At 35.1% G+C, this 12,612-nt stretch carries 8 protein-coding genes; 1 reads left to right on the forward strand and 7 read right to left on the reverse strand.

Annotated features, from left to right (window positions below):
• Positions 1-74: 74 nt before the first annotated feature.
• From BK574_RS07165 to BK574_RS07175, 3 genes are all read right to left on the reverse strand, one after another.
• Complete coding sequence (locus tag BK574_RS07165; RefSeq protein ID WP_238457974.1) at positions 75-3,329, reverse strand: SNF2 helicase associated domain-containing protein; 3,255 nt, start codon at positions 3,327-3,329, stop codon at positions 75-77.
• A gap of 538 nt (positions 3,330-3,867) precedes the next feature.
• Positions 3,868-5,670 carry an oligoendopeptidase F gene (pepF, locus tag BK574_RS07170; protein WP_078428108.1) on the reverse strand — a complete coding sequence of 601 codons (1,803 nt, stop codon included), beginning with the start codon at positions 5,668-5,670 and terminating at the stop codon, positions 3,868-3,870.
• A gap of 229 nt (positions 5,671-5,899) precedes the next feature.
• A complete protein-coding gene (locus BK574_RS07175; protein WP_078430796.1) occupies positions 5,900-7,270 on the reverse strand; it encodes a hypothetical protein in 1,371 nt (456 codons plus the stop codon).
• Between the two features lie 350 nt (positions 7,271-7,620).
• Here BK574_RS07175 and BK574_RS07180 point away from each other — a divergent pair, with 350 nt between their 5' ends.
• Positions 7,621-8,844, forward strand: coding sequence for an MFS transporter (locus BK574_RS07180; RefSeq protein WP_075389223.1), 1,224 nt, complete (start codon positions 7,621-7,623; stop codon positions 8,842-8,844).
• A 122-nt stretch (positions 8,845-8,966) separates the two neighbouring features.
• On the opposite strand, the gene BK574_RS07185 is transcribed toward BK574_RS07180, so the two are convergent.
• The 4 genes from BK574_RS07185 to mreBH all read right to left on the reverse strand — a co-directional run bounded on the left by BK574_RS07185 (position 8,967) and on the right by mreBH (position 12,394).
• The gene (locus tag BK574_RS07185) at positions 8,967-10,316 is read right to left on the reverse strand and encodes a flavin monoamine oxidase family protein (RefSeq protein ID WP_158211576.1); all 1,350 of its coding nucleotides are present in this window, start codon (positions 10,314-10,316) and stop codon (positions 8,967-8,969) included.
• A gap of 201 nt (positions 10,317-10,517) precedes the next feature.
• On the reverse strand, positions 10,518-10,868 hold the full coding sequence (locus BK574_RS07190; protein ID WP_078428110.1) for a DUF2254 family protein: 351 nt from the start codon (positions 10,866-10,868) through the stop codon (positions 10,518-10,520).
• 197 nt (positions 10,869-11,065) lie between these two features.
• Positions 11,066-11,221, reverse strand: coding sequence for a transmembrane 9 family protein (locus tag BK574_RS26925; RefSeq protein WP_142247914.1), 156 nt, complete (start codon positions 11,219-11,221; stop codon positions 11,066-11,068).
• Between the two features lie 165 nt (positions 11,222-11,386).
• On the reverse strand, positions 11,387-12,394 hold the full coding sequence (gene mreBH, locus BK574_RS07195; RefSeq protein ID WP_078428111.1) for a rod-share determining protein MreBH: 1,008 nt from the start codon (positions 12,392-12,394) through the stop codon (positions 11,387-11,389).
• Between the last annotated feature and the right edge of the window lie 218 nt (positions 12,395-12,612).

Here is a 12,612-nt window from a genome sequence, read left to right on the forward strand (position 1 = left end):
AGTTTATTTGACTACCTGTTCTTTTTATACAGTAAGCTAGTTCATTTATATGGACTTTATATAACCTGCTAATTCTATGTTAGTAAATCTAAAATCTCCTCTTCAGTTAAACTAGTGAGCATCGTCTCCCCAGGTTGAATAACCTTTTCAATGAGTTCTTTTTTTGTTTGTTGCATCTCATAAATCTTTTCTTCAATTGTACCATGAGTGATCATTTTGATCACTTGAACAACGCTTTTCTGGCCAATTCTATGAGCTCGCCCTGCGGCTTGTTCTTCAATAGCGGGGTTCCACCATAAATCATATAAAATAACAGTATCCGCACCTGTTAAATTTAAGCCTGTTCCACCTGCTTTTAATGAGATTAAGAACAAGCTATTCTCTCCTCGGTTAAATCGTTCTGCCATTTCAACTCGTTCTTTTCCTGGAGTTTGTCCATCCAAATAAAAATAGTTATAGCCTTCTTTCTGTATTCTTTCTTCAATTATTTTAAGCATTGACGCAAACTGAGAAAAAATAAGAATACGCTTTCCATTTTCAACTGCACTTTGAACAGTCTCAAGAAGTTGTTCTAACTTTCCCGAACCTCCTTCATATTGGTCAAGAAACAGAGCGGGATGGCAACATAGCTGTCGTAGCCTCGTTAAGGCAGCTAATATTTTTATACGACCTTTATTAAGACCCTCTACTTGTAAAATTTCTGACGTTTCTTGTTTCACTTTTTGTAAATAACCGACATACAATTCTTTTTGTGTTTTTGTTAACTCCGATATTTGAACCGTTTCAATTTTATCTGGTAACTCTTTTAATACATCTGATTTCACTCGACGTAAAATGAAAGGCTTCACCATTTTAGAAATCTGATCAAGTTCGATTTTACTAAAGTCTTGTTTTTTTGGAAAAAACCCTGGTAGCAAAACGTAAAAGATCGACCATAATTCATCAATCGAATTTTCAATAGGCGTCCCACTTAATGCAAAACGTTTTGGTGCACGGATCTTAGTAATCGCTTTAAATGTTTTCGTTTGTGGATTTTTGATCGCTTGAGCTTCATCTAATATTAATGTATCAAAATTACGCTCGGCGTATAAATCTATATCTTGCCGTACTAAAGGATACGACGTTATACAAACATCAACATTGGTTAGGTCCTCTAACTTTCTTTTTCTCTCATCAGGTGTACCGTCTATAACTGCTACTCGTAAACTCGACGCAAATTTTTTACATTCGCTTTTCCAATTATATATAAGTGATGCCGGTGCAACAACAAGTGACGGAAGTGCCAATTCATTTCTTTCTTTTTCTGAAACGAGAAAAGTAATACTTTGTAATGTTTTTCCTAAACCCATATCATCTGCCAAAATTCCACCTAGACGATATGTCGCTAACGTTTTGAGCCACTGAAAGCCAAACTGTTGATAATCACGAAGTTCCGCCTGGACATTTTCAGGTATTTTAACGTCTAGTTCATCAGGATGTTTCAAGTTTTGTAATAGTTTTCGAAATGCTTTACTATATCTTGCTTTATACTGATCATCTTGACCAATAATGTTTTCTATTTGCATACTTCTATAAAGTGGAATTGCTACTTTACCATCTTCAAGCTGTGATTTCTGTATATCCAACTGCCCAAAAATTTGATTAATTTGCTGAAAGGATTGATCTTCAAAAGATAAAAATGAACCGTTCGCTAATCGGAAATAGCGTTTTTTCTCAACAACAGCTTGTAAGATGTCTTGAATGGACTGTTGTTCAATGCCATCCAAATTGAAACTTACTTCTAGCCAATTTCCATTCGAGTCAATGTCAATAGCAGTCGAAGGTTCGTAACGTTCAAATCCTAACAATCCTTTTGCAGAGTTGGTCAGAAAAACGTCAGCATTATGTTCAAAAAGCGGTAACATGTGAAACAGAAAGTTATAAATCTCTTCTTCCCCTTCTACATATAATTGATTGCCATTTATTTTTAACAATGACCCTTCAATAACATCCATTACGTTTTGTTCTTTGTCTACATCGCGAATTATGATTTTTGGGGTAATTTTTTCATTTCGATTTTCATAATCAAAAGGATTAATAACAATATCCCCATAATGATGTTCAACTTTAACAGTAACTCTCTCATTATCATAATCAATATAGACTTTTGACTGAAGCGGAACACTAATTAATTCATCTTTCAGTGCCTCATCCATTTGAATTGTCGTTAATTTATTTAATTTCGGGACAACGTGGGAAACAAATGGTTCGATCTGTTCCTTTGCAATTGCTAACCTTTCTTGACCTAAAAATTTATCTAATTCCTTCATGTACGTTTGTTGATCAGTTGTTAATTTGTATAAATTTAACTCATCAAAAACATACCCATACATCTCCATAAAATACAAATCTTGCATCTGACCAAGGTCCAAAATATATTCATCTTCTTCTCCCTTTAATATCTCGATCGAATATGGAAATTCAAAATTAGGGTGAATAGCAATAATTTGATTAGAACCTAGAGAATTACTGTATAAAAGTTCCGTCTTCGTTTCATGAAAGATAGAAAGTAGCGCCTCTACTGTATACGGGGCTATTAATAATTCTCGTTCAGGTATGATTGAAGACGTTGACCAATAGTTGGATGACATCCTTGTGTACAATTGTTCTTGTTCATACATTTCATAAAGCATTCTAAGAATATTTTGATCTTTACCAGCGAATTGATGGTCAATTGGATCAAAGCTAAAATTAGTAGTAAAAAAGTAAGACTTTTGTTGGTGGACATGTTTAAGAAATTCACCTATTTTTTTAACCACATACACTCTTTTAGGCCCAACTTTTAATTCAATCGTAAAAAAATACTTGTCTTGCTGTAAGTATGAATTATGTATTTTCAAATAATATTCCACGTTTAAAAGTTCTTTTGTATGTATACTCATCTCTGCTTTTTCGGGCGTTCGCAAATTAGTAAAAGATTCGATGAAAGAATTAGCCGTATCATAACTTCTTCGTTTTTGTTGTTTTACAAAAAAGTCTTTACTTTCGGTTAGCGACCCGTGTTCAGCGATCTTTAATAATACCGCTACACTATGCTTACATTCACCATAACTAACATGTGCTGGGCAATTGCAATCATCAACGATCATTCCATTTTTTTTAATGCTGATTTCTACCTCGTATTGTTCACTACCGAGTACAAGAGCATACCATGCTTGCTCTTGTGCATCATAGTTTAATTTTTCTACACGATTTTCATAATAATATACCAATCCTCGTCGAAAGACTTGACTTGAGAACATATTTTTAACTTCAGATTTTGTTATCGTATGATTCATTTTTGATTTCATTTTTTCCCAACTCTTCCTTTAACCAGTTCTATAATACATTATACTACGCTGACGAAACGACATCCAAATGAATCAAGGAACAACTTTTATGTCGAGTAACATTTCGTTAGGCGAAATTGTTTGGAATATGTTAAAATTTCTATAGGGAGCTTTCTTGGTTATAAAGGAGTTTTCAAATGAATAACATAGGAATTCAACGCTTGTTGGAAACCACATTATTAGGGTTTTTAGGTGGACTAATATTTAGTTTAGCGCACCTCCCTTTACCTTGGGTATTGTGATCGTTAACTTTTGTTATAAGTGGTATTTTAAGAAACAAGTTGCCAAACAAGCCGCGTAACGGATATTAATTTCTTCAATCACGATGGGTAGACGTTTTATTGTAGATTATAGTGCTTTAATTTATTAAAAAATGTATACAAAAATCACTAACAAAAGGATATAAGGGGTCGAGACTTATATCCTTCCGTATTAATATTAATTAATGTTAGTCCATGAGTTGTACCTGTCAGTGACCCACTTTTACTCGTGACTCAGTTCACTCAAAGCCTTTTTCTAATTCATCAATAAGAGTACCTACAAACTGAACTGTTTTTCGAATCGGCTCAGTGTTTGACATATCTATACCTGCCATTTTCATTAGATCAAGTGGTTTTTTCGTGCCACCCGCTTTTAGCACTTCTACCCAACGCGCCGCAGCAGGTTGGCCTTCTTCTTGAATCATTTGTGCTACTGCCGTCGAAGCTGTTAATCCAGCTGCATACGTATACGGATATAAGCCCATGTAGTAGTGAGGCTGTCGCATCCAAGTAAGCCGTGCCCCTTCATCAATTTCAACAGTATCTCCCCAGAAATCAGAAAGAACGGAACCTTTTAAGTCACATAGAACTTTCGCTGTAATTGGTTTTCCTGCTTCCGCATGAGCGTAAACGCGTCGTTGCATTTCTGCTTCTAACAAGTGTGTCACATAGTTATGATAATAAGTGCCTAATACTTGTACAATCACAGCAAGACGCTTACGTGGTTCTTCTGACTTGGCTAATAAAGAATGACTTAATAGCATTTCATTTAATGTAGAGGGTGCTTCAATAAAATACAATGATGGTCTTGTGTTATGATAACGTTGATAACGACCTGCAAGCGCAAAATGCCCCGCGTGCCCTAACTCATGGGCTAATGTAAACGCTGAACGCATTTTACCTGCCCATGTCATTAAGATATACGGGTGAACACCATACGGACTCGAACAAAACGCTCCACTCCGTTTCCCAATGGTATCAGCATAATCAACCCATCGCTCTTTAATTGCCTTTGTCATAATCTCCATGTACTCTGATCCCATCACTTCTAACGATTCAAGTACTTCTTTCGCAGCTTCATGGTACGATACATCAGCGTTATATTCTGGATCAAGCGGTGCCTTTAAATCACAAACGTACATAGTATCAAGCCCCAACACTCTTTGTTTTAATTTAGCAAAACGTCGCATATGTGGAGCTAACTCGGTTTGAATAACATCCAAAATATTATGGTACATTTCCATTGTTACTTCCTGAGGTTGCAACAGCATGTTCGTTACTGATGTATAGTTACGTTCACGTGCCATCACCACTTGCTTTTTCACTTCGGTAGCGTATGTAGTAGCAAAAGTATTTTTATATTGATTGAATGCCTTTGTATATGAAGCATACGCTTGTCTACGTTCATTTGTATTAGAAGATTGCTCATACAACGTTTCATATAATGCAAGTGACAGTTGTTGTTCTTCCCCTTTATCATTCATGATCGGCTCAAACTGCATATCTGCCGATTTGCTTCGTGTATAAACTGCAAAAGGAGCATCTAACACTTCACCTAATGAAGCTAAAATAGCTTCAGCTTCAGGTGATAGTCGATGGGGCTTCGTATCTAAAAGTTCAGTTAATGTTTTACGGTACGTCCCAAGGGCATTTTCTTTCTCTAGAAACGCTTCAATTACTCCTTCAGGTAACTCTAAAATTTCAGATTGTACAAATGATAAAGCCGCATGTATTGAAGCGACTGTTGAAGATGCTTGACTGGAATTCTCCTGATAAAGTGGATTCGTGCCATCAACAGACGTATTTAATTGAGCATATGTAGCTACACGAATGGTGCGTTGCAAAAGTTCATCCTGAGCATTTAGACATGAAAGTAAAATATGAGCTCCTTCTCCTAAGCGCCCTTTATACTGAGTTACCGTTTCAATTTGATCGGACAATTGATTTAGTTCCTCCACCCAAGCTTCATTCGAAGAAAATAAATCACTTAAATCCCATGTTTGTTCTACTGGTACATCAGTTCGAGCAGGTCTTTTAGACATTCGCTTTCAGCTCCTCTATAGCATAAATATTATTATAATATATTACGTAACTCGAAGGTATTTCTATTTTACCACTTTTTCTCCTTAAAAACTCCATCATTATGAATATTCATATAATTACATATACAAATTAAAAAAGCTTAGTCTACTTTTCCCGACTAAGCTTTAAAAAATTTATTGCTTGTTTCATATTCATATAGAGAATCCCATATAGCTCCCGTTACTGGCTTTATAATAATAAATATCCAAATAACACACCAACTGTTCCAAAAATAAGCGTAAATACCATGTTTCGTCGTGTAATTCGATAAGGATTTTGGTTTGTATTCATAGATGTCATTGTCACGGTAACTCCATAGGTCGCTACTGAAGCTGTAGCTAATGCTCCAGTAATAAGGACAATACCAATACTCACAGGATTGATCATGTCATACAAGGGTGGTAACACTTCGATCAATACACCAATTGTCGCAACTGGGTGCACTCCAATCATACTCATGACTAGGTAGGTCACCTGAATAAGTATAAAAATAATGATAGGTGAATGGGCAGCCGCTAAAAACGGTTGTTGAATAGATTGAAGAAACGGCGTTTCATTTAAACTACTTGAAAAAAAAGCCAGCGATATAAATAGAACTACAAAATTTTGCATATTATTAGTTCGTACTTTCCAAGTTTCCCAACCAATCGTACAAAAGCTACGCCATCTTTTCATAATAATGGCCCAACCAAAGGAAAATGGTAATATAACTAACGTAACAGATAAAATAAAATTTAACTGAAAGTAATTTCCAACCGTAACCACAATAACTAAAAAGGACGTTAACGCAATTAATAATTGGACTACTTGTATAGCGATTTCCTTAGGTTTTATCTTCCTTACGACACTATTTCCAGGCGGCTCGTATGGGATGGATTGAAACCTTCTTTTACTCCATAAACTATCAAATATTAGTACAATGATAGAACATAGAAATAACCAAGGTAAATAAGTGAGGTAACTAACCCCTGTTGCATCGACTGTGATGGCAACGATAATTTCCATCGGACTCCATACTAATGCTAGAGCAAATGCTCTTAAGGTTGTTCGACTAATAAAAGAGTCACTTAAACTTTTCTTCATTTTTGATAAATTTTTTTTCAGAACATCCTGCGTGAACGGAATGGCAGACAAGTTAATAAACATACAAAGTATATATGTCGTAAAAGAACTTCTTACATATAATTTTCCAAGATCAGCTACATTTACTTTCATCATGTCATTAATTCTTCGATCAAAACGGCCAGCCCTTACAACACTGTTCATCCAAGGTAGTACAGTTAAAAAGGCTAACAATGCCATATTTGAAGTCGTATATAGTGGAATTTGATGGAATGGTAAGCCAGAATAAACATAAAACCCTAACCCAACCATTACAAAAATACTACCCATGATTTTAAACAATCTCGTAGCACCTAAAAAAGATATACCTAGCATAGGTACTGATAATATACCAACAACATAAGTGACTATGTAACTATCAATAAACGTATTTATAATAAATAGTAACAAGATGACTGTATAAATCCAATACAAATTAGCATTGATCCATCTACACATAAATTTTTGCCCCTTTACTTGATGAGACAAATTAATATTTCGTCCCCCTACATTCTTAACATTTATTTACATTACTCCTCTTTTCAAAATCTTTCAAGCTTTTATTATAAAAAATTCGAAATTTTAAACTAAAAAATGTGACCTAATATGGTGTTGTCTGCGTTTTTCGAAAAAATTCAAGATAATTTCATCATCCTTAATTTCTAATAAAGATTTAAATATTTTTATTTTTGTCAAATACATTGTAAAATAAATTATCAGACTTTTAAATGGACGACTAAAAAATAACTTATTAGTTATACTCGAGATTAAATTAAGTTTATTAGAATAGTATAAAAGGAGATGTCTTCATGACGAAGGATCAAAAAAAGAGAATGTGGATTTATGCTTCGATTGGCATTTTAACAACCATTGTTGTATTAGCTTTCGCAAGGCTTTCATATGGCGTAGTATTGCCTTTCATGAGAGATGGCCTAAAAATCTCATACAAAGAAGCTGGATTACTTGGAACGGTTACTTCATTAGGGTATGTAAGTATGGTCATGTATGCTGGGATCCTTTCGTCTAAATGGGGTGGAAAGAAAACGATATTACTAGGAATTTCTATCGTGACAACAGGCTTTATCGGGCTTACCTTTACCCCTTTTTACTGGGTGACAATTATTTTTATGCTTTTATTAGGAGTAGGTACTGCCTTTACATACACTCCACTAATTTCATTACTCGTGGCTTGGTTTCCACAACATAAAGGGTTCATCATTGGTTTAACAGCAAGTGGTGTTGGCGTTGGGATGCTTTTGACAGGAATTGTTATTCCTTATTTGAATAGCATTTACCCTGATATTGGCTGGAGAATGTCTTGGGGATTATTTGCCATTTTTAGTATGATAGTCGTGACATTAACATTACTATTTATTAAAAATCCACCTTCTGATAGACCATCAGAACAAAGTCATCAACATACATCCCCAAAAGAAATTTATAAAAACCGTGCCGTTATTAATGTCGGGCTTATTTATGGAGTCATAGGAATTGCATACCTGGTCCAAATGTTGTTTATTATGAGTTTCATGATTGAATATGGTTTAGATGTTAAATTAGCTGGACAACTAATTGCACTAAATGGAATTTTATCTATTTTCAGTGGTCCAATTTGGGGGCTTATTTCGGATCATTTAGGAAGACGAAAATCACTTATCTTAACAATGGCACTTACCATGACTACTATGCTTCTTCCTATCTTTTATCCTACAGTCGTTGGGTTTACTATTCATATTGTTGTATTAAGCTGTACATTGATTGGTTTATTTACTTTAGTTCAAGCAGCTAGCATGGATCAAGTGAAACCGGCCGACATGCCATTAGCTTTTAGCTATGTTACTGTTTTCTTTGCAGTAGGTCAATTTATTGGACCAACGGTTGCAGGGTGGTTAATCGATGACTTTGGTGGATTTAAAAGTGCGTTTTTATTTGCGTCTGTTGCCTTATTTATTGGGTTGCTATTATCCTTAAAAGTAAAAAGTGCACAGCAACAGAGTGCAGAAGAGCCGAGAATAGCTGCCGAATCAAACTGAAAAATTTCTAAGGTCAATTATTTAAACGTATCAATATAATGACTATCATTGAGTGCAAGAAAGGCGAATGGTGAAAATAGAAGAAGCACATATAAAACATAATAATCACTGTGCTTCTTCGCCTAGTTATATTTTAATGAGGCTAATACTGCGTCAACTGCTTTTTGCCCCGATTGAACCGCTCCCTCCATATACAAACGCCATTCTGTCGCAGTTTCGGTACCTGCCCAATAGATTGGACCAATTGGTTCGCTTAATGCTCTCCCGTATTTTGTCAAGATACCTGGTGGAAAATGACTTCCAAATCCACCACCAGTCCACTTTTCTTCTGACCAATCTTTTTCAAAAAGATGAAGCGGGCTAGCTGCCTTTTTACCAAAAAATCGCACTAACGATTTTATCGTCTCTTGTCTACGATAACTTTCACCCATTTTACTGAAAATTTGTGCATTATCTCCACCTATCAAAACTGTAAGTACACCTAACGATTCATCATCAGGAGAACTATCCATCGTTAAACTGATCGGTCCTTGATCCGATAGTAACGAGCCATTTAATCCGTCTTCTCGCCAAAATGGATAATCATAAATAACTACTATTTTTATCACATAGGGAAAGTCTGCATAAGACTGAAGTTCTCTTCTTATTTCTGGTAACCTCGGTTCAAATGTGATGCGCTGAACAATATTTGGTGGTACTGTAACGATTACTTTTTTCGATTGCCATTTGTCATCGTGTGATGTAATGATTGCTCTATCACTTTCATATTCAATCTTGTTCACTGGTCGATTGTAAAGTATGTGGCTTTGTATTCGTTCAGTCATTCGTTCGACTAACATTGCTGCTCCTTGCTCAATCCACATTTGTTCAGCAGATAATAATTGATTCACACCACCAGCTGATTTAACAAACCAAAGGAAATCTAAGGCCGAAACGTTCTCTAATTTCGTGCTCATTTCTTCTTCTGTCAATAAAGCAAAGAACATCTTACCTTCTTCAGTAAACATATAAGTATTTATGAAATCTTGTATCGTTATTTTATCTAAGTCTTGTCCAAGGTCTGATTCCCACTGGTCCTCTATCGGGAGTTGTTTTATTAGTTGATTGATCTTTCGTTTAATTTTAAACAGGTCTAAAAGCGCCAAACGTGAAACAGGTGAAAAAAACCCACTTATTTTCTTTATTCGGCCTCGCTGTTCGTAAATCGATTTCCCTTTTTGATTGGTTGTTATTGTCTTTAAGTTATATTCATTTATTAATTGTTTCATTCTAGAATGAAACGAGCTAATCCATTGAGCTCCTAAATCAAAACCAAACCCATTATCAGTAAAACTATCAATACGACCACCAGGACGATTTCGTGCTTCTAAGACAACAAATGAATATTTTTTCTTTGATAGTTCAAGGGCAGCTGCTAGTCCTGACAAACCCGCCCCAACAATCACAATATCTACTTGATTTACTTCAGACAAAACCATCCCTTCTTTCTAATAGGGAATTCCTCTATTTTTTTATTAATAAATTTTTCTTTTTCAAGGCTAATACGCATCTCAACAGTACAGCTTCTAACCTTGGGTTATTTCACGTAGTTGGGTGACTTTCTCATTAAGATACTGAAGATCTAATTCTTGAAGAACTTCTTTATTAAAGCCTTTATAAATATATTTGCTGAACTACCATACTTTATTCTTTATCTTTTTTTCATTTACTTCTGAAATGGCGATTAACGCTTCATAAGTAGCAAGAATAATAGAGATATCAAATTTGCCATAATGGCAAATTTGATAAAAAGTAACGTAAAGTAACTCTTCAACCTTCTTTTGTGGCGAAATTACTCTTATAATACTATTTTCAGAGTAAGTTACATAATTACCGTCTTGCTTACAGGCTTCCGATAATAATTTCCCTAAATGCAATATACCATCAATGGCTGTATTTGGATCATTAATTCCTAAGTAAACACTTAAATGAACACAGACTAAGAATGTCACGTCCTGTGACAACGTCTGTGTGACCAGCATCATGCTGGCCTCAGTAACAACCCGATTGGTTCAACTAATATTCAATGGGCGCTGAAGGAAACACCCCACTGATTGAAGTTTTACTTTATTGTATCCTTATCGCTAAATGTTATAATTGACTTATTATTTCATATTAATTAATCATTTCTAAAGAATATTTTGTTCATAATTTATCAATCTTCCCTTCTCCATTGTCTCATTTAATGTGATGATATGTTACCTTTCTTTAATTCGTTTCGTTCCGAATGATAATCTTCGTTATTTACACTTACGTTTGTCATAAAAATATTAATACAAACAACGACGATAATAAGCCAAACCCACCACTTTTTCCAAAACGGGGTCTTCTTTCTCATTTCTAATTCATCCTTTTTTAACAAAAATTAAACTACTTTTTATAATAGCCACTCCCAACAGCTTTATACTTTTGTCACTCTTTGATATTAAATGAAAGAAAGAAAAACACCTTCCGTATATTGACGAAAAGGTGCTTACCAAACGATTAAATTCGTATCACTCTATTATACAACCCGTTTTTTTAATCTAGATAACATCTTAAGAGACTTTCCAGTACCGATAGCGACGGATTCTAAAGGGCTAGGTGCTATCATAACAGGAACGACAATCTGTTCACTTAACCATTCTTCTAATCCATTTAATAAAGCTCCACCACCTGTAAGGATAACTCCACGATCCACAATATCACCACTTAACTCTGGTGGACACTCTTCTAGGGTCGCGCGAATAGCCTCTAATATGTGGAGAAGGTCTTCATTCATCGATTGCTGAATTTCTGTTGAATGGATCGTAACATTTTTAGGTAAACCTGTGACGAGATCTCTCCCTCGAATATCCATTGATTCCTTTTCATGTTCACAAGGTGCATAGCCAATGTCTATTTTGATTTGTTCTGCGGTTCTTTCACCAATTAAGAGGTTATACTTTTTTCGTACATATTGAATAATCCCTTCATCAAACTTGTGCCCACCAATTCGTACCGACTGACAAGATACAACTCCACCAAAAGAGATAATTCCGATTTCTGTTGTCCCTCCACCGATGTCTACGATAACATTGGCAATCGGTTCATCTACTGGCAATCCAGCTCCAATCGCAGCTGCGACAGGTCCTTCAATAAGTTCTACCTGTTTAGCTCCACAACTTCTTACTGCATCAATGATTGCGCGTTGTTCGACCGATGTTGAACCTGATGGAGTGCATACGATGACACTCGGTTTTCTAAAGGATAATCCTAGCTTTTTTGCTGAGAATTTCATTACATGTTTAAGTAACATCGCTGTAACATCAAAATCAGCGATTACTCCATTTTTTAACGGATTTACCACTTTAATATTTTCAGGAGTTTTACCAACCATTTGTTTTGCGTCGGATCCAACCGCTACGACTTCATGCGAATGTTTATTTATAGCAACAATTGTAGGCTCATTAAAGATAATACCTTTATCTCGACTATAAACTAGAGTATTTGCTGTTCCTAAATCTATCCCTATTTCAAAATTCGAAAACATATATTCCACCAACTTTTTTATTCATAATTATTTTGTTCAAAAAAGGTTAAGATAACAAAGCTTCGAGTATTTCAATGCTATTTTCACAGAATAGAAACATCTTCTGCTTTTTGAATCACTTCGGAGAAAAGTAACAAAGAGGATTAAAGCAAGTTTCAGGTTTTTGAACAACTTTATTAGGTAATTTTATCAACAAGTTAAACTAGAAAATAGCTTCT

Source organism: Alkalihalobacterium alkalinitrilicum, from assembly GCF_002019605.1.
GTDB classification, from domain to species: domain Bacteria; phylum Bacillota; class Bacilli; order Bacillales; family Bacillaceae_F; genus Alkalihalobacterium; species Alkalihalobacterium alkalinitrilicum.

Coding starts and splice junctions, on each gene's coding strand:
- pepF (WP_078428108.1), bottom strand. CDS start 5,670: ATGTCTAAAAGACCTGCTCGAACTGATGTACCAGTAGAACAAACATGG.
- BK574_RS07190 (WP_078428110.1), bottom strand. CDS start 10,868: ATGATGCTGGTCACACAGACGTTGTCACAGGACGTGACATTCTTAGTC.
- BK574_RS26925 (WP_142247914.1), bottom strand. CDS start 11,221: ATGAGAAAGAAGACCCCGTTTTGGAAAAAGTGGTGGGTTTGGCTTATT.
- BK574_RS07175 (WP_078430796.1), bottom strand. CDS start 7,270: ATGTGTAGATGGATCAATGCTAATTTGTATTGGATTTATACAGTCATC.
- mreBH (WP_078428111.1), bottom strand. CDS start 12,394: ATGTTTTCGAATTTTGAAATAGGGATAGATTTAGGAACAGCAAATACT.
- BK574_RS07165 (WP_238457974.1), bottom strand. CDS start 3,329: ATGAAATCAAAAATGAATCATACGATAACAAAATCTGAAGTTAAAAAT.
- BK574_RS07180 (WP_075389223.1), top strand. CDS start 7,621: ATGACGAAGGATCAAAAAAAGAGAATGTGGATTTATGCTTCGATTGGC.